12 protein-coding genes and 1 pseudogene are annotated in these 19,337 nt (G+C 39.9%); 8 read left to right on the forward strand and 5 right to left on the reverse strand.

Annotated elements, in window-relative coordinates; all coding sequences use genetic code 11:
• Positions 1-12 precede the first annotated feature (12 nt).
• The 3 genes from ACPPVU_RS13145 to ACPPVU_RS13155 all read left to right on the forward strand — a co-directional run bounded on the left by ACPPVU_RS13145 (position 13) and on the right by ACPPVU_RS13155 (position 1,133).
• Entirely contained in the window at positions 13-138 is a 126-nt protein-coding gene (locus ACPPVU_RS13145; RefSeq protein WP_426672166.1) for a hypothetical protein, read from the forward strand.
• 204 nt (positions 139-342) lie between these two features.
• Positions 343-840, forward strand: coding sequence for a hypothetical protein (locus tag ACPPVU_RS13150; RefSeq protein ID WP_426672167.1), 498 nt, complete (start codon positions 343-345; stop codon positions 838-840).
• Positions 841-956: 116 nt separating this feature from the next.
• The gene (locus ACPPVU_RS13155; protein ID WP_426672168.1) at positions 957-1,133 is read left to right on the forward strand and encodes a histone H1; all 177 of its coding nucleotides are present in this window, start codon (positions 957-959) and stop codon (positions 1,131-1,133) included.
• A gap of 143 nt (positions 1,134-1,276) precedes the next feature.
• On the opposite strand, the pseudogene ACPPVU_RS13160 reads toward ACPPVU_RS13155, so the two are convergent.
• Together ACPPVU_RS13160 and ACPPVU_RS13165 are read right to left on the reverse strand one after the other, a co-directional pair.
• Positions 1,277-2,812, reverse strand: a pseudogene (locus ACPPVU_RS13160) (IS1182 family transposase).
• A gap of 199 nt (positions 2,813-3,011) precedes the next feature.
• Positions 3,012-4,445 (reverse strand): hypothetical protein, encoded by a 1,434-nt coding sequence (locus tag ACPPVU_RS13165; protein WP_426672169.1) that lies wholly within the window; start codon positions 4,443-4,445, stop codon positions 3,012-3,014.
• A 540-nt stretch (positions 4,446-4,985) separates the two neighbouring features.
• Between ACPPVU_RS13165 and ACPPVU_RS13170 the strand changes: the two genes are divergently transcribed.
• The 3 genes from ACPPVU_RS13170 (at position 4,986) to ACPPVU_RS13180 (ending at position 6,522) form a co-directional block, all read left to right on the forward strand.
• Entirely contained in the window at positions 4,986-5,561 is a 576-nt protein-coding gene (locus ACPPVU_RS13170) for a Crp/Fnr family transcriptional regulator (protein ID WP_426672170.1), read from the forward strand.
• A 68-nt stretch (positions 5,562-5,629) separates the two neighbouring features.
• The gene (locus ACPPVU_RS13175; RefSeq protein ID WP_426672171.1) at positions 5,630-6,049 is read left to right on the forward strand and encodes a DUF4267 domain-containing protein; all 420 of its coding nucleotides are present in this window, start codon (positions 5,630-5,632) and stop codon (positions 6,047-6,049) included.
• Positions 6,046-6,522, forward strand: a complete 477-nt coding sequence (locus tag ACPPVU_RS13180) for a hypothetical protein (protein WP_426672172.1) — start codon at positions 6,046-6,048, stop codon at positions 6,520-6,522. The genes ACPPVU_RS13175 and ACPPVU_RS13180 overlap by 4 nt, the downstream gene beginning before the upstream one ends.
• Positions 6,523-6,596: 74 nt before the next feature.
• Here the strand turns inward: ACPPVU_RS13180 and ACPPVU_RS13185 are convergent, their stop codons facing one another.
• Both ACPPVU_RS13185 and pta read right to left on the reverse strand, forming a co-directional pair.
• Positions 6,597-7,796, reverse strand: a complete 1,200-nt coding sequence (locus ACPPVU_RS13185) for an acetate/propionate family kinase (protein ID WP_426672173.1) — start codon at positions 7,794-7,796, stop codon at positions 6,597-6,599.
• Between the two features lie 20 nt (positions 7,797-7,816).
• Positions 7,817-9,910: a phosphate acetyltransferase gene (pta, locus tag ACPPVU_RS13190; RefSeq protein ID WP_426672174.1), complete on the reverse strand. Its 2,094-nt coding sequence runs from the start codon at positions 9,908-9,910 to the stop codon at positions 7,817-7,819.
• A 707-nt stretch (positions 9,911-10,617) separates the two neighbouring features.
• Between pta and ACPPVU_RS13195 the strand changes: the two genes are divergently transcribed.
• Together ACPPVU_RS13195 and ACPPVU_RS13200 are read left to right on the forward strand one after the other, a co-directional pair.
• Positions 10,618-16,275, forward strand: coding sequence for a HAMP domain-containing protein (locus tag ACPPVU_RS13195; RefSeq protein WP_426672175.1), 5,658 nt, complete (start codon positions 10,618-10,620; stop codon positions 16,273-16,275).
• A gap of 38 nt (positions 16,276-16,313) precedes the next feature.
• Entirely contained in the window at positions 16,314-17,528 is a 1,215-nt protein-coding gene (locus tag ACPPVU_RS13200) for a hybrid sensor histidine kinase/response regulator (RefSeq protein WP_426672176.1), read from the forward strand.
• 10 nt (positions 17,529-17,538) lie between these two features.
• Here the strand turns inward: ACPPVU_RS13200 and treF are convergent, their stop codons facing one another.
• Positions 17,539-19,104 carry an alpha,alpha-trehalase TreF gene (gene treF / locus ACPPVU_RS13205; RefSeq protein WP_426672177.1) on the reverse strand — a complete coding sequence of 522 codons (1,566 nt, stop codon included), beginning with the start codon at positions 19,102-19,104 and terminating at the stop codon, positions 17,539-17,541.
• Positions 19,105-19,337: the final 233 nt, after the last annotated feature.

Raw genomic sequence — 19,337 nt, forward strand, 5'->3', positions numbered from 1 at the left:
AACGAATATGCCATGTTAGAAGACCGCCAGGAATGTATCAACGCAGGAATGAATAATTACATCCCCAAACCGGTTAAGATCGATACATTGACGACTATGCTTTTGGAGACCACATTCCCTGTTAATGTTTCAGCCTAAACTTAGGTATGTGGGATTTTAATATAATCGATAGAATCAGGCATGCTATAAAAATTACTGTCTTCTTTTAGTTGATAAATATCAAAAAAATCAGGCAGTTGATTTTTGATGACCCTGTTGTGCACATATTCTGTGAGGGTGAATTTTTAAGGAGTTTCTAAGAGTGACAACCTTAGATTATTTTTAATATTTATCTTTATCGCGATGGAACTGGACAGGTTTGAATACGAAATGCTGAATGCGGTGCTAGAGGCTTTTGGACAAAATAACAGCTTAACCCGTGAGCAGATACTAGACATTTTTGATCATGATGAGGACTATGCAGCGTCTATGATCGGCTTTCTGGAAAGCAGTGGCTTAGTCACCGTAGTTGGTAATAAGTTGCCGCTCATCGTAAAAAAAGAGCCCGGGGTCGTTATGTTTTTGGAAAACGGCGGTTTTGTTAAGAGCAATGAAGAGCCGGTTGAAAAGCAAGAGCCGGCAACAGAGGCAGAGCAACTAAAAGAACGAGATATAAAGCTTCAGGCCGAAAAACCGGGCTATGAACAGACAATTAAGGAACATGACGAAAGAATAAGATCTTTGGAATTAAGGGTTAAACATTTTGAAAATTTGAAATATCTATTGTGGGCTACAGGGTTCGCAATATCGGCGTTGGCGGCTTGCATTATTAAATTGCTGTTATATCGCCATCATCATTAATAAAAATTGTGGCTAACGAGAATCTTACTTACGATGCGGATTTTGAGCAAAAATTGTATTTTCGTGCCGTTGTTTAATTATCAACCCAAATTTTATTCACTAAAACAAATTAGATTATGCAAAAATTTCAAGCAGTAAAGGATTTATTGGCTTCAGCAGAAAAAGATGCTTCAGCATTTTACGAAAAAGGCAATAACGCCGCAGGTACCCGTTTGCGCGGTGCTATGCAGCAATTAAAAGTTTTAGCCAGTGATATCCGCAAGGAAGTGACTGAAAAGAAAAATACTAAATAAGTAAGAGTAAAAGAGGCCGTATCATAAATCAAATGGTGCGGCCTCTTTATTTTGTAGCTGATTCATCAGTTTGCATACAATGTTTTATTGGTTTGTCACTTCAGGAATGGATATTGCGGTAAAAAGGGGCGAAAAAAGGCTTTTCAGGCTGCCTTTTTTCTTAGATTTTGTGCAATTGCAACTAATCCCCATTCTATTTCAACCTTCGCCTGACCACGGAGAAGGAATCTTCTGAACCCATGGTTTTGTTTGATATTTCCGAAAGTTGGCTCTACGTCAAAGCAACGCTTCTTTCGCCGCTGTATGCCTTGTTCACTGTTTAACAATTCATAGGCTTTTTGTTTCAGCCGGTTCAGGTTTTCATTAACTTCAACGATCCGGTTACCTTTTGACTTATGACAGGCACCGTTCAGCGGACAGTTGGCACAATTGCCGGCCTGGTATCTTTTTACAGTCTGTTCAAATCCCGTGCTGGTTTTCCTGGTGCCGGTACCGGTGAAGTGCATCTGCTGCCCCATCGGGCAGATGTAACAGTCTTTTTCCTGATCATAAAAAAGCTTATTGGCAGCAAAAGGGTGCTTGCTGTTGTGGTGCTCATTTTGCTCTTTATCGAACATGCCATACTTTACAAAAGCAATGGTCCCCTTTTCTTCAAGCAGGGTATAGTTTTCTTCAGAGCCATACCCGGCATCGGCAATAAGTACAACAGGTGCTTTGCCAAAGCTGGCCTCGTGCTGTTCCAAATGGGCCTTCAGGGTGTTCGTATCTGTGGCATTGGAATGAATGGTATAGTTAACGATGAACTGATTAGAGGTAGAGATCTGGACATTGTAGCCCGGTTTTAACTGCCCGTTTTTCATATGATCCTCTTTCATGCGCATGAAGGTAGCATCCGGGTCTGTCTTGCTGTAGCTGTTCCTTTCTTTCAGGATAGCTTCCTGCTGTTCATATTTAACGATGTTTACAGGGTAGTGTTTGGTGACATATTTCAGCCTGGATTTGATCTTCTTGTCGATGTTCTCTTTGCCGGACAGCTTTTCATTTAGCTGATCAACGGTCGCCTTTACCTTGCTGCTGTCGATCGTCGTAAAGTCTGGCGGATCAGGCATTTTGTCTTCGTCCGAGGCTACCTGCTGGGCATACTGCCAAATTTCGGTCAGCTGCTTTTTCATCTTTTCCTTGTTTGTCCCGATAGATTTCTTCCAGACAAAGGTATATTTATTGGCACTCGCTTCGATCTTCGTCCCATCCGTATTGACCTCCTCAATACTCAGCAGGCCTTCCTCTGCCAGCAGTTTGACCACATCCTCAAATACACTGCGAAGCGCATTTTTTAGCCGGACACCTCTAAACCTGTTGATGGTATTATGGTCAGGATAGCTCATCGAACTTAACCACATAAAATACACGCTCTCTTTACAGGCAGCAGCCAGCTTACGGCTGGAATAGGTATTGGTCACATAGCCATAAACCAGCACCTTGAGCAACATCTGCGGATGATAGCTGGAACTGCCTCTAATATGATATGCTTTTAATAAAGGTTCGAGATGGAGCTTGTTAATCACCTCATTTACAACCCGGACAGGGTGTCAGGCCGGAATCAGTTCCTCCAGCGTGGGTGGTATCGCAAGGATTTGTTGCTGATCATAAGGCTTGAAAACTGGTCGATTTGTTGCCATATTTCATATATTTATTATACATAAATATATGAAAATCAGATCATTAAAACAAATAATCGCCATAAAAATGTAAAATAAATTACCTTTCGCCGACCTGTGCTAAACTTCGCAATTACTGCAAAATTAAAAGAGGCTGATCATGATTTATGATACAGCCTCTTTTTTGTTAGCTAGAGTTAAATGTAAAATATATTCTTAATCAGAAGCCGATCTCAATAGCTTCCCATCCAACGTTAGCATGGCCGCCTGTATAGGTGTTATTAAGAATTGCACGGTCCCATATTTCAACATATACAAGATAACAGCATGAAACAATATTAGGATCGTTCCATGGATCCCAAAGAAACTCTGTTGGAACAACATACCCCTGATCTGTAATATCACCGTTATAAGTTTTTGACAGCGGTACCGATGAGGTATCGACAACTGCTACACTTAAACCGGAGTTACCACGTGCTGTTACAGCTATTTGGCTCATATTAGGATCATATGCCTGTATGGTTACTACAATAAGTCCGTCACCTTTATGTACAATGCCACATTTAAGCGGTACCCGTGTCCCATCAGGTTTTTGAAGCTGTAATCCAATAATAGGCCGTGGTAAAGGGAATGGCCCGGTATTATCTAACCGAACTACCTGCGGACTGCTTACCCGTGTATTCATCAAAGCGTCCCTAACGCGGAGCCTTAAGTAATACACACCATCCGGAAGGGGTGAGGGCCACATTAATAATGTTTTTTCACCGGTTGTAGTTCTTCCACCATCCGAGTCTGTAAGTTCACTGATCTTAAACCAGCCGGGATCAGCGCCAGTTGACTGAATACGACTACGTGGAGTATTCCACGGTGGTCCTGTCAATGGTTCCGGAACAGGTGGCGGTGGGGGTTGAGGAGGAACATTGTCATATCCCACTTGTGGGCCTACAATAATGGGATTGTAGCTGCCGCCAGGACCAGTTGAGGACACCTCAACAAGATATTCCACAGCTGCTGGCATATTAAAAACCCCCATAAGCCAAATTGCACCACCAAAAGGATGGTCACCATAACCTGCCGCCGGGTTTGGTGGTGCTACGTAAAAAGGGGGTATACTGGGGCCGTTGCCATAGCCTAAAGCATTAATTTGTGAAATTGGAATAGAGCCAATTCTGGTAATAAGAGGCTTTGCCGGACATATTTCCTGGCACCTGCCGCGGCATTGTGATGAAAACAACAAGGAACATAATTGATAACAAAATGGCTCAAGTTTGTACCTTTTAATAAACTCGTTCCAGGCATTTATATCCTCTGCCTGCATTATTTCAAGAAGCTTTGCTACAATTGCAGCATCCCTGAACAATGGCCCTACTGCTTGCGCATAGGCCAGCATTTCTGCTGCATTTACTTCGCCCTTGTTAGGGTTTGGACAGAATTTCCTGCATAGACCACCACAATGTTTTCTGCAAAAAAAGGTGCAAACAATGTGGCAGTGTTCTGCAACGCCCACAACGTTAAGAGCTGCTTCAAATTTCGCGGCATCACTCGCAATGAATGCATTATATGCTCCATTGAAGGCATCCGGGTTTGCCGCTAGCTTTTCAATTACTGCTGACGCGTGTTGAAGATCCTGAACACTAATGTCTGGTGTTTCCATTTTTACCTCCTTTACTAATGAAATTTATTGATTCGCTGTTGTTTGCAGGTATCATTTATATATAAACGACTACCTTTTTTAGGTTTATTGCCGCAAATCCAATAAGCAATATAGCCTATTAGTTAAATTGGTGTTTGCAATACTTAAAAGCGCAGAGAAGTTCGTGGATAATGCACCATCCAATAGTTGGATGTACATAAAATGGAATGCTGTAATAAATTAATGATCTTGTTTAAATTTTATTAAGAACAATTGGACACATTTTCAGGGCTATGATTATATAAAAATGCCCCTATTGCACATTTTTTATAGGTTAAAGCAAAATTTGTTTACATATTAGTTAATCAAAATTATACATTATTAATTTGATTATTAAAACATTTAGATAGTATTTTTTGATGTTTTAATTATTACAAATAACGGTTATGTAAAGCAATGATTTACAACGTTATACTATTAGATTGATGAAAATTTGTTTATTTAGCCAATATTTAATTAAACATAAAGCTTATTGGGGATACCTGCCAAGCCTGAATATTTATGGAACCACTTTTGAAGATGATACGAAGCTATATACCTCTATCTGATCGGGATGAGGAAATAATACATAGACTATTTCATAAAAAAACTTTTAAAAAAGGTGATCATTTACTTGAAGCCGGGAATATTTGCAGGTACATTACATTTATTGAAACAGGGCTGGTACGTTATTATATTAATAGTGACGGAGAACAGCAAACCAATTATTTTAATAAAGAGAATGAATTTGTTTGTAATTACATGAGTTTCTTGCCTCAAATCCCCTCAAATGTAAACATCCAGGCTCTGGAAGATACTACTGTATATGTGATCAATTTTAATGATATGCAGCAATTTTATGCGACAGTTGAACATGGTGAAAGATTTGGCCGTTTAGGTATTGAACAAGTTTTTATAACTGTTATAAGTCAGATAGTCTCGTTATACACTGATCCGCCTGATGTACGTTACCGTAAGTTCATTTCCAATTTTACTGATATAGGTCAGCGTATTCCACAGTATTATATTGCTTCTTATGTCGGTATAAAACCACAATCATTAAGCCGTATTCGTAAACGTATTGCCAACCAGCATTAATTAACCTGGGTGAATGAACCGGGAATATTCATTAACGAGTTTTGTGTGATTAAATAATAAATAAACACATGAAAACAACTAATGAAATTACCAAATGGGATGCCCGTTCGGTATCCTTTTGGATGGTAATGTTGATAGCTTTGGGAATTATTTTTGTTGGTATCCGCTTTATAGCTGACCCTACAGCCGGCGCGAACGGCTTTGGTATACCGTTCTCCAGCGCCAATGATATTGCATTCGGCCGAATAAAAGGAATTCGTGATATATTTTCAGGCCTGGTACTTTTACCACTTTTATTTTTAAAGATGATGAGAGCAACTGCATGGGTATTTACAGCAGCCATCATCATACCTGCAAGCGATTGCTTGACCGTGCTTGCAACCAATGGGCCTTCAGATATTCAGCACCTGCTGATACATGGCCTAACGGCTGTGTACATGATGATAACAAGCTTTTTACTTTTCAGAATCAAATATTCTTCAATATGAACACGCTGATTTTATTACAGATATTCTTGGTTCTGCACTTAATAGGTTTGACTTTAATGGCAGGCACAACAGTTGCAGAATTTATCATATTCGGAAATTTCGCTAAAATGTATGATAACGAAAGGCAGAGATCATTAAGCTTATTGGAAGTGATGAAAAAGCTCTCAATGCTTTTAGGCTTGGGGGGCGCATTATTAATACTTTCAGGTATAGGATTATTTACCGTTACAGGTGGCGCTTTTGCACATCAAATTTGGTTCAAAATTAAATTGTCGCTGATCCTTGTTCTTATTCTTAATGGTTTTTTGGTGGGCGGCAGGCAAGAGTTAAAACTAAAAACCAGCATTAATGCAAATGACAGGCAGTACGATGAACAAATAAAGCGGCCAATTCTAAATCTCAAGATATTTTACCTGGTGCAAATGGGAATCTTTTTTGTGATTATCATCTTATCAGTATTTAAAATCAATTAACCATTAAAACCACATGGGGGTAAGATGTGGTTTTCAGACGATTTGGCCAGCTTCATGTAAAATTTTACATGAAGCTATTTTTTCATAAAATCAAAGCATTGATTAGCTATTTCCAGTTCCTCATTCGTAGGTATCACCAATATTTTTACTGGTGAGTTTGGCTGATTGATCTCCCTAAGGTCTTTTGAGCGATTTTGGTTTTTATCGTCATCCAGATGAATACCTAAATATTCAAGTTCATTACAAACTAATTTGCGAAGCAGGGCATCATTTTCTCCAACACCAGCTGTAAAAATGATGGCGTCAATTCCATTTAATACCGCAACGTAAGCGCCCAGGTATTTTTTTATCCGGTAGGCATACATGTCATAGGACAACTTTGCAGCCTTGTTACCTTCGTTAATAACTTTTCTTATATCACGCATATCGCTGAACCCGGTTAGTCCCAGCATCCCGCTTTGTTTGTTTAGTAAATTGCTTACCTGGTCGATATTGTATCCCAACTGATTAACAAGATAAAAGATAACGGTTGCATCAATGTCTCCTGAACGTGTACCCATTATCAATCCGCATAATGGCCCAAAACCCATGCTGGTATCAATTGATTTCCCATTCTTTACTGCGCAAATGCTGCAACCATTTCCCAGGTGTATACTGATCAGCTTTGAATCAGGCTTTTTTAAATATTTTTCAGCCTGATGGGTCACATATTTATGGCTGGTGCCGTGAAATCCATATACACGGATGTTATAATCTTTATAATAGTTATCAGGAATGGCGTATCTGTAAGCTTCAGGTGGTAATGTCTGGTGGAATGCAGTATCAAATACGGCCACCTGTGTTGCTTTGTTGAAGATTTTTTCTGCAACTTCTATTCCTTTGTAGCCTGAAGGGTTATGAAGCGGGGCAAGTTGAAAGGTCTGTTTGAGCTTCTCCTTTACATCAGCCGTGATAATGGTAGGTTTTGTAAACTCTTCACCGCCATGTACTATCCGGTGTCCTACTAATTCTATCTCATCTGGGTTTTTAATCACGCCAATAGCATCGTCTGTAAGCAGAGCGTTTACTTCTTTTAATCCTGATTCATAATCCTTAATCTCAATTGTTCGGTTAACAGTATGTTCCTGGCCATCTTTAAATGTTTTGTGACTAATGGTTGAATCAGGCAAACCAATACGATCAACCAAACCACTGCAAACGGGCATCGATGATGGCATTCTGAATAACTGATATTTAATTGAACTACTGCCAGAATTGATTATAAAAACATTCATGAATAAAAAATAAAATTAGATTATTGATCCTGGCATTGAATGGCTGTTATCACAACTGTATTAAACACATCATCTACGGTACAGCCCCTGCTTAAATCATTTACAGGTTTATTTAGTCCTTGTAACATAGGGCCTATTGCCAGTGCGCCTGTTTCCCGTTGCACAGCCTTGTAGGTATTGTTGCCGGTGTTAAGATCGGGAAATATAAGCACGCTTGCTCTACCTGCAACTTCTGACCCTGGCAACTTGCTGCTCCCAACGATAGGATCGACAGCGGCATCGTACTGTATTGGGCCTTCGATCTTCAATTCAGGTCTCTTGGATTTTACTATTTCGGTTGCGCGGCGTACTTTCTCTACGTCCTCACCTTCTCCGGATGTGCCCGATGAATAGGAGAGCATAGCAATACGTGGTTCTATTCCGAAGCGAATACTGCTCTCGGCCGAAGATATTGCGATCTCTGCTAATTGCTCGGCAGTAGGGTTGGGGTTTACCGCGCAATCCCCAAATATCGATACCCTATCCGCAAGGCACATAAAGAATATAGAAGACACCACAGACACTCCCGGTTTTGTTTTTATAAATTGTAAGGCGGGTCTGATGGTATGTTGGGTAGTATGCACGGCACCTGATACCATTCCGTCGGCATTCCCGCGATAGACCATCATCGTACCAAAGTAGGATACATCCGTCATTAGGTCGCGCGCCATTTCTAAGGTGACGTTTTTAGTCTTACGTAATTCGTAAAGGGTATTTACATAATCCTCATAATTCTTATCATCAACCGGGTTTACGATCTTCACTTTACTTAGGTCGATATTAATATTAAGCCGGTTAATTGTGGCCTGAATCTCTGTCGTATCCCCTAAAAGTGTTAAATTGACTATATCTTCATTAAGCAATTGCGCCGCCGCTTTTAATATTCTTTCGTCATTTCCTTCAGGTAAAACGATATGCTTTTTTTCGTTCTTAGCCCATTTGGTAAGCTGATATTGGAACATCCGCGGGGTAATACCTGAGGGTTTGAAAGTTACTATCCGTTTCTCAAGTTCGGGTATGTTGATATGCCGGTTAAAAGTATCAATAGCTAATTGTATCTTCTTTGTATTACTTGCGGTGATTTTAGAATGGATGGAGCCAACCAGGTTACTAGTCTGGAATGTTCCTGTTTTAACTGCGATAATCGGGAAAATAGTTTGCAGTCCCTGTATCAGTCTTATAATTGGTTCCTCTGGCTCATATCCCGCCGTTAAAACGATTCCCGCTACTTTTGGATAACGGGTAGATAGATTGGCTTGTAAGGCGCTGATAATAATATCGCCACGGTCGCCCGGGGTGATGATCAACACATTTTCTGTCAGGTAATTTAAGAAATTGGGTACCTGCATGGCCCCGGTTACAAAATTATCAGCCTGGTTGGATAAGTATTCCTCGCCGAATAATAGCTTGCCTTCCAGTTTTTCATTTATCTCTCTTATTGTCGGGCTTTGAAGTGCAGTATATTCCGGAATAAAAGCTAAAAGAATTGCCTGTGGTATTTGTTCGGCAAGCAGGTCCTCAATGTCTTTTACATTTTCAGGCTTTATTTTATTCACTATAACAGCCAATACCTGTATTTCCCTGGCATCAAAATTTCGAATTGATGTAAATACGCCATTAACTACTTGTGCAGTTGTTTTTTGTTCGCCGGAGACAACGATGATAACCGGGGCACGGAGGTTCTTTGCAATTTGTACATTGATCTCAAATTCAAATGCGGAACCTTCTCCCAGGAAATCCGTACCTTCAATAACAGTAAAATCGTACTTCTCTTCCAGGAATTTAAATTTACGAATGATGGTATCGATCATTTCTCCCTGGCTTTCTGTTTCCATCTTACGCATTGCTTCCTGCCAGGTAAAGGCATTAGTATCCTCGTAAGCCATAGGCAGATCAAAATAAGTGAGGATGGTATCTATCTTGCTGTCTTTTTTTTCAAAGACACTCTCGCTGATGATAGGTTTAAAAAAGCCGATTTTTTGCGCTTTCCCCAAAAGCATATTTACCAGGCCAATGGATATAATTGATTTGCCACTGTTGGGTTCAGTACTGGCAATAAAAACAGTATTGATCATATAATTAATATACAGTATTCCAATATTAAGGTTTTAAGTAATTAAACGCGTAATGCATTATCAGATTAATGTTAAATAATAACTGTTTGCTATTTAATTATCCGAATGTGCCTTGAGGTTAGGATTTAGTATGAAATTGAGAAAAAATATTATGCATAAGACTTACAAATAGTATAGTAATGAAAGTTTAACACAGGTTAAACACTTCCATGGCAAATGTTTAAGCCATTTTTTTAGATATCAACAAATCTGTTCTATAGCATCTATGTACAAAAGGGTGTAACTTAAGATGAGTTTTGACTTTTAATTGATAAATATGGTTTGTACAATGTAAAATATCTGTGATAAAATGTCCGTTTAAATATTGAAGTGAAATAATAATTAAATTTACCTATAGGGCAGTGGCGATTTGATAGGATATTGCATAAAAGATAAATAAGGTTTTTTGTCAGTTAATTGTTTTGGGGATTCTGTTTTATATTGTATTTTGAAACAATAAAAAAAGACATATCACTGAAAAATTTATCTGGAGTACTTTGACGGATGTGAAATAAAATAATACTTAAAGGAAAATCTATTAATTATAGATTTCTTTTAAAAATATATTAAAACATTGCTTGTTACAAAATGTATATAGCAGGTTGCTGTTACCTAGTGGATATTTTGCCGTTGCCTAATAGATATTGATTTACCGAAAACTTTACTTGATGAAAGATGACATCTTAGACGGACTTCTTGAGCAAACAGAAATCTCCGACTCGCCTAATACCGATTCCCTCGATTTGAAAGAATTACTGAGGGTTCTTTCCCTTGTTAAAAACGGGAAACTCAACACCCGGATGCCGGTAACGCAGGCAGGTATAAACGGACGAATATGTGAAGTATTGAACGATATCATTGATATGAATGAGCGTTTGGTAGCCGAGATATCTTCGGCTGAAAAAACGATCGGGAAAAAAGGTAATCTATCAAAAAGGATCGAGCTAAATGATGCGAGGGGCGATTGGGCAGGTTGTGTATCCTCATTAAACAACTTAATATCCGACCTGACATCTCCAACACTGGAAATTGCGGGTATGATCAATTCTGTTGCTAATGGAGATTTATCTAAACATATTCCTTTAGAAATTAATGGACATCCATTAAAAGGAGAGTTTTTGCGTATTGCTAAGGAATCTAACCAAATGCTTTCCAAACTTCAATTGTTTTCGATGGAAGTTACCCGGGTAGCACGTCAGGTGGGTTCAGAAGGTAAATTGGGTGAACAAGCAAGAATTAAAGGTGTAGCAGGCGTATGGGCCGAGTTAACAGATTCGGTAAACCAGATGGCGGGTAACCTAACCGCGCAGGTGCGTAACGTGGCTGCGGTTACTACAGCGGTAGCAAAAGGAGACCTTTCACGGAAGATCACGGTAGAGGCAAAAGGTGAAATACTCGAACTAAAAAACACCATTAATACAATGGTGGATCAGTTGAACTCCTTCTCATCAGAAGTAACACGTGTGGCGCTCGAAGTGGGTACGGAGGGTAAGCTGGGTGGACAAGCGAAAGTACCGGGAGTAGCAGGAACGTGGAAAGACTTAACAGACTCGGTAAACCGTATGGCGGGTAACTTAACCTCGCAGGTGCGTAATATAGCAGGTGTGACTACGGCGGTTGCAAATGGCGACCTTTCCAAGAAAATCACAGTTGACGTAAAGGGAGAAATGCTCGAGCTGAAAAAGACCATTAATACGATGGTGGATCAGCTCAACTCATTCGCATCCGAAGTAACTCGTGTGGCGCTTGAAGTAGGTACAGAAGGTAAATTGGGTGGTCAGGCCCGTGTGAAGGGGGTAGGTGGTGTATGGAAAGATCTGACCGACTCGGTAAATCAAATGGGTAGTAACCTGACAGACCAGGTGCGTAATATAGCATGGGTAACCACTGCGGTAGCAAAAGGCGACTTATCACGAAAGATCACAGTAGATGCCAAGGGAGAACTTTTGGAGCTGAAAAACACTATCAATACGATGGTGGATCAGCTGAACTCTTTCTCTTTCGAAGTAACACGTGTGGCCCGTGAGGTGGGTTCAGAAGGGCAGTTGGGTGGACAAGCAAATGTGCCGGGTGTTGGTGGTACATGGAAGGACTTAACAGATTCGGTAAATCAGATGGCCGGTAACTTAACCGGGCAGGTACGTAATATAGCAGAGGTAACCACTGCGGTGGCCAAAGGTGACTTATCTAAAAAAATCACGGTTGACGTTCAGGGAGAAATGCTGGAGCTGAAGATCACAATCAATACGATGGTGGATCAGCTCAACTCATTCGGTTCGGAAGTAACACGTGTGGCCCGTGAGGTGGGTTCAGAAGGGCAATTAGGTGGTCAGGCCAATGTGCCGGGTGTAGGTGGTACATGGAAAGACTTAACCGATTCGGTAAATAAAATGGCGGATAACCTGACATCGCAGGTACGTAACATTGCCGAAGTAACAACAGCGGTGGCAAAGGGTGACCTTTCACGAAAGATCACTGTAAATGCCAAAGGTGAGTTGCTGGAATTAAAGGATACAATCAATACAATGGTGGATCAGTTGCGCGGCTTTGCATCAGAAGTAACGCGTGTGGCACGTGAGGTGGGTTCAGAAGGGCGATTAGGTGGGCAAGCTAACGTACCGGGGGTTGACGGAACATGGAAAGACTTAACCGACTCCGTAAATAAAATGGCCGGTAACCTTACTGCACAGCTCCGGAATATTGCGGATGTATCCATCGCGATAGCAAACGGCGACTTATCTAAAAAAATCACAGTGGATGTTCGCGGCGAGATCCTCCAGTTAAAGGAAACGATCAATACGATGGTTGACCAGTTGCGCGGTTTTGCATCAGAAGTAACGCGTGTGGCACGTGAGGTGGGTACTGACGGTAACCTGGGTGGACAAGCATTCGTGCCCGGTGTAGCAGGAACATGGAAAGACTTGACGGACTCGGTAAACCAAATGTCGAGTAACTTAACCTCGCAGGTGCGTAATATTGCCGAAGTAACCAAGGCGGTGGCCAGCGGTGACCTTTCAAAAACCGTAATCATCGATGTAAAGGGTGAGATCATGGACTTGAAGAACACCATTAATACGATGGTGGATCAGCTGAATTCATTTGCATCAGAAGTAACGCGTGTTGCCCGTGAGGTAGGTACAGAAGGAAAATTAGGCGGACAAGCGCATGTGAAGGGTGTAGGCGGAACCTGGAAGGATTTGACGGACTCGGTAAACCAGATGGCATCCAACCTAACCGGACAGATACGTGGTATTGCAAAAGTGGCTACAGGTATTGCTAAAGGAAACCTAAAGCAACGCTTATCTATTAACGCGTTGGGAGAAGTAGCTCAATTAACAGATACGATCAACGAAATGATTGATACACTGGCCGTATTTGCGGACGAAGTAACTACTGTAGCGCGTGAAGTAGGTGTGCAGGGTCGTTTAGGTGGACAAGCAAGTGTACCTGGTGCATCCGGAACCTGGAAAGACTTAACAGAGAACGTAAATCAGTTGGCGCAAAACTTAACGGTACAGGTGCGTTCAATATCTGAAGTGGCATCAGCGGTAACAAAAGGTGACTTAACCCGTACCATTCGTGTAGATGCAAAAGGGGAGTTGGAAGCGTTGAAGGATACCATTAACCAGATGATCGCTAACCTGAAGGATACTACGCTAAGAAACCATGAACAGGATTGGCTAAAATCAAATCTTGCAAAATTTGCCCAGATGCTTCAGGGTCAGCGCGATAGGAATGCGGTGGCCAACAAAGTATTATCAGAGTTGGCCGAACTGGTAAATGCAAGATATGGGGCATTTTATATCCTTGAGCAGCGCGAAATATTGGATGAGCCTAAACTGAAATTATTTGCAGGATATGCGCAAAGGAATCGTAAGCTCATTAACCAGGAGTTTGAATTGAGCGAAGGACTAGTGGGACAGTGCGCCAAAGATAAGGAAAGGATAAGGTTATCTAACGTGCCTGCAGAATACCTGCAGATCAGCTCGGGTATAGGTACGGCAGCACCAATTGATCTGGTAATATTACCTGTGCTCTTTGAAAACAATGTAAAAGCGGTTATCGAATTGGCTTCATTCGACAGTTTTAGTGATACGCACATTGACTTTTTGGATCAGTTAACTGAAAGTATCGGTATCGTATTAAATAACATCGAAACAAATACCCGTACAGAGGAGCTGTTAAAACAATCTCAGTCACTGGCCGGTGAGCTTTCTGCACAGCAGGAAGAATTAAGAAGGGCGAACGATGAGCTGCATGATAAAGGGCGTTCACTAGAAGAAAAAGCAGAGCAGCTTACTCTTACTTCTAAATACAAATCAGAGTTCTTAGCCAACATGTCACATGAGTTGCGGACGCCGTTAAACAGCTTATTGATACTGGCACAGCAGCTGTTTGAAAACCCGGAAGGCAACCTGACAGAAAAACAAAGGATGTTTGCAAAAACAATTCATTCATGCGGGGATGACCTGATCCAGTTGATCAATGATATCCTGGATCTTTCCAAGATCGAATCAGGGGTTATTTCAGCCGATGTAATGCCGGTTAATTTTAAGGAGATCGCTTCGTTTGCCGAATCAACCTTTAAACCGATATCAGAAGCGAAGAATCTCAAATTTGAGATTCTTATGGAAGAGGGGCTTCCAGATATATTGGAAACAGATATGCAGCGTTTAAATCAGATATTAAAGAATCTGTTATCCAATGCCTTTAAATTTACAGAAAAAGGCGGCGTGAAGCTGGAGATATTCAGACCGGATGCTCATCATGAGAATCCTTTAACTAATACTGATTCCGTGATAGCATTCTCGATCATTGATACGGGTATAGGTATTTCGAAGAATACACAGGGGATTATTTTTGAAGCATTTCAACAGGCAGAAGGTTCTACCAGTCGTAAATATGGCGGTACAGGTTTAGGTTTATCCATCAGTAAAGGTTTTGCTGAACTTTTAGGTGGAACCATAACTGTAGGAAGCGAATTGGGTAAAGGAAGCGTATTTACTTTGTATTTGCCGTTTAACTATAATGAAGAAGTAAATTCACGTAGAAATTACCAGGTTAAGGAAAACCCTCCTGTTCCACATTTAAGATCTAACTTAATTGATAGTGCCGAACTTATAATTGATGACGACAGGCATAATATTTCAGCGGAGGATAAAGTATTATTAGTTGTCGAGGATGATCTTCGATTCACTAAAATACTAATTGATAAAGCTCATGACTTTGGGCTTAAAGTGCTGGTAGCTATCAACTATCTGGAAATATTTGATAACATTCAAAAATATAACCCCATAGCTATCACATTAGATGTGAATATGCCTGAATCCAATGGCTGGAAATTACTTAAACTACTCAAGGGTGATATGAATTTGCGTCATATTCCGATCCACCTGATTTCCGGAGAGGAAAACAAAGCATTGGCCGCGAAATTAGGCGCCAGGAGTTTTAATCTGAAACCGCTTTCAAATAGCTCACTTGATGAACTGATCTCGGGAATAGTTCGTTTCCATGAACAGAACAGGAAAAAGATTCTCATTATCGAGGATAATGAAAGTGAACTAATGCGTTTATCAGACCTTTTGTCGAGTGATAATATTGAAGTGTTCACTGCTGCTACTGCCAAAAAGGGTCTTTCTCTTTTAAAGAAGGAAGCATTTGATTGTATAATTTTAGATTTTGTGTTGCCGGATGCTAATGGACTGGATCTTCTTAATAAGATCAACACCTTAAAGCAGCCGCAAACAACCATTATTTTACACTCGGCCAGGGACTTTACGTCAAATGAGCTTATTCTTCTAAAAAGATTAAATCATAAGATCATTACCAAAACACCGGCATCACATGCATATCTGCTCGAAGAAATATTGACCTTATTGCATATTGACAGGAAATTTATTAGCCAGCGTAATCTTGATCTGATAGGTGGCATTCGGGTGAATAATGATGTGCTTGATTCTAAAAGAGTGCTGGTGGTGGATGATGACGTACGTAACCTATTTGCTTTAACCGCTGTTTTTGAGCGTTCAAATATTGAAGTTATAACTGCAGAAAGCGGGAGGGAAGCTCTTGAAGTTTTAAATAGCGATAAAAAAATCGATATCGTTTTGATGGATATCATGATGCCCGAAATGGATGGCTATGAAACGATAAGGATTATTCGTAAAGAACCAAAACATAAAAATTTGCCTATAATTGCGGTTACCGCTAAAGCAATGATCGGTGACAGGCAGAAATGTATTGCTTCCGGCGCATCCGATTATATTACCAAACCTGTAAAAACTGATCAACTATTATCGTTAATGCGTGTTTGGCTTATAAAATAAATTATATCCGGTCTCGGTTTAATAGATAAAAAAAGCATATGGCTTCAAATAAACGCGTAAAAATACTTTTGGTAGATGATAATGAGAACAATCTAATGTCAATGGAGATTGTTCTCGCAAATGATGGATATGAGTTTTTTAAGGCTACATCAGGAACGGAGGCATTAAGGATATTACTAAAGGAAGATGAGTTTTCTCTGATACTTCTGGATGTGAAAATGCCTACTATGGATGGCTATGAAACTGCTGAACTTATTTACCAACGCGATAAATTAAAATCTATCCCCATCATTTTTATAACCGCTCATGATTATGAGGAAGAGGCAATGTTTAAAGGCTACAAAGCTGGTGCAGTTGATTTTATCAGGAAGCCGTTTAAACCTGAGATACTACGTTCAAAGGTTGCCATCTTTGCGGAATTACACAAGAAGAATCAGCTTTTAAGACAGCAGGAAGAAAAATTACAGGTCATTAATAATGACCTGGTATTGTTAAACCAGGACCTTGAACGAAGAGTTGCTGAACGCACCATTGAATTAGAAAATTTAAATAATGAATTAAAGTCACTGAATATATCAAAGGATAAATTTCTTTCGGTTATCTCACATGACCTGAGAAATCCGCTGACTTCTCTTCTCTTATCTTCTAAAAATCTGAATGATGATATAGATAATATCGCACCTAAGGAACTAAAAATGTTAGCAGGCATTATTCACAGAACATCCAATAAAATATTGGATCAGCTAAATGAATTAGTGGACTGGGCTAAAAAACAACGCGAAAAGACCAATTTTAATCCCGAGAAATTGCAACTCTATAAGGGGATAGACGAATCATTAGAACTGCTAAAGGCAAATGCCACTCAAAAATCAATAAAACTGGAAAACGAGATACCTCAGAATGTTTATGTAAATGCAGATTCATTGATGCTTCGATCCATATTGCAAAATATAGTTACCAATGCTATTAAGTTTACCCCACAAAGTGGTGGTTCTGTAAAAGTGACGGCACAAACAATGGATTCGATGGTCGAGATCTGTGTTCAGGACTCGGGTGTAGGTATGTCGAAAGAAATACAGGATAAGATAATGGGTAATTCCAATTTATCATCGCCGGGTACTGATTCGGAGCAGGGAACCGGACTTGGGATATCTTTAATAAAAGACTTTGTTTCTCAGCACGGAGGCTCAATAATGATAGACAGCGAACCCGGTAAAGGAACCTGTTTTAAATTTACTGTACCTGCAAACTAAGGAAATATCTCTATAAATTATCCATGTGATAACGGTTAAGCAGGTTAAGCAATACACCGTTCGTCCACCCAAACCCATCCTGAAGGGGATATTCTCCACCGCCTGCTTTTACGTCGGTATCGATCACGTTATACTTTTCCATTAGTTTGCCGGTCGAATTGAATACCCTTATATTGGTACTTATCCAGGTATCAGCAATTGACCGTGCCAATCCTGAATAATTGTACTTGTTCAGGCCTTCTATTGCCATATACTGTAATGGCGCCCAGGCATTCGGACTATCCCATTGCTGGCCAGACCGTTTAATGGTTGTAACCAGGCCGCCTGATTTTAAAAATTTTGTTTTTAATGCTGTTGCAACCTTTGCTGCCTGCTTAGTATCGGCTATATTAAAGTTGAGTGGAAAAACACCTGCCAGAGTTTGATGAGGTGTTGTATGTTTAAGTTTCCAGTTATAATCCATAAACCAACCATCTTTTTCGCTCCAGCTATATTTCATTATTGCTTTTTTGCGAAGTGTAGCCTGGGTTAAATAGTAGCGATATTTACTGCCGTTACCCTGTAACTGATAGGATTTTGCTATAGAAAGCTCCAGATGATACATCAGGCAGTTCAAGTCAACCGGTATGATAAAAGTCGTTTGTATCGTTTCCAATTTGCCTGTAGTATCGAGCCAGCGGGTACTAAAATCCCATCCCGATTCAGCTGCTGCCCTAATATTACGATAAAAATCGCCCAGTTTTTGTTTGGTTTGTTTGCCTGCATCTACATCTTTCTTAAATGATTCTTCGCGCGGCTTATCCGAATCATCCCAATAACGGTTAAGTATTTCACCATCCTGCATTCGCACAGCCATGCGGTACGCCTGCCCGGGTTTTAATTTTTCGGAACCACTCATCCAGAAGCCATATTCTTTTAAAAGTTCAGGCTGATATTGAATTAATACTTTTTCGCCTTCATCTTTAGCAAGCAAATCAAGCATCATAGAAAAAAATGGAGGCTGTGAGCGGGTTAAATAATAAGTACGCGTCCCATTAGGTATAAAGCCGTATTTATCGATCATATAGGCAAAATTGCCGATCATATTTTGAATGATCTTTGTTTTATGGCTTTCCTGCAAACCAAGCATTGTAAAGTATGAGTCCCAATAATAAGTTTCACGAAAACGCCCACCAGGTATTATAAAATCATTTGGCAGCGATATTAAAGAAGAGTATTTAGAAACAGTATCATGTTTACGATAAAGCACTTCCCATAATGTGTCAATATGTTTACGGATACCAAGTGAAACATCGCTTTTGAAAACATTGGTATTTGCACCCGGAATAATAAAATTATCGATTACAAATTGTTTTAAATCAAAACCAGGTTTATCTTTCACGACATAATAATCCTTCATGATAAGTGCAGGATCGCGCTTTGGCGTAGCGTCAACAAAGGTCTTGTTATCAGGGAAAATGTCAGATAACTGGACAGCCTCAAATAAACCCGGAAACAATTGCCTTGGGCTTAGAACCTGGGCATATGAAATGCCAAAAGTGATTAACAGAAATAGCGTTAATAATAATCTTCTCATGGTTATATATGGCTATGAAATTGTTTATACCAAGTTTGTGTTACGGAGTATTTAACAAAATCCGGTATTAATTTAACAAGAGCAAGGTATAAAGAATTTCTAATTAAGAAGTTAACGCGATATTTTTTCATAAACAAAAAATATCAACAATAATTTCGCTAATTGTAAAAACATATTTATAATTAAAAATGCAAATAGTTCTATCATTTTAAAATAAAACTCATTTTTAAAGT

The organism is Mucilaginibacter sp. McL0603, from assembly GCF_049992945.1.
Taxonomy (GTDB): Bacteria; Bacteroidota; Bacteroidia; order Sphingobacteriales; family Sphingobacteriaceae; genus Mucilaginibacter.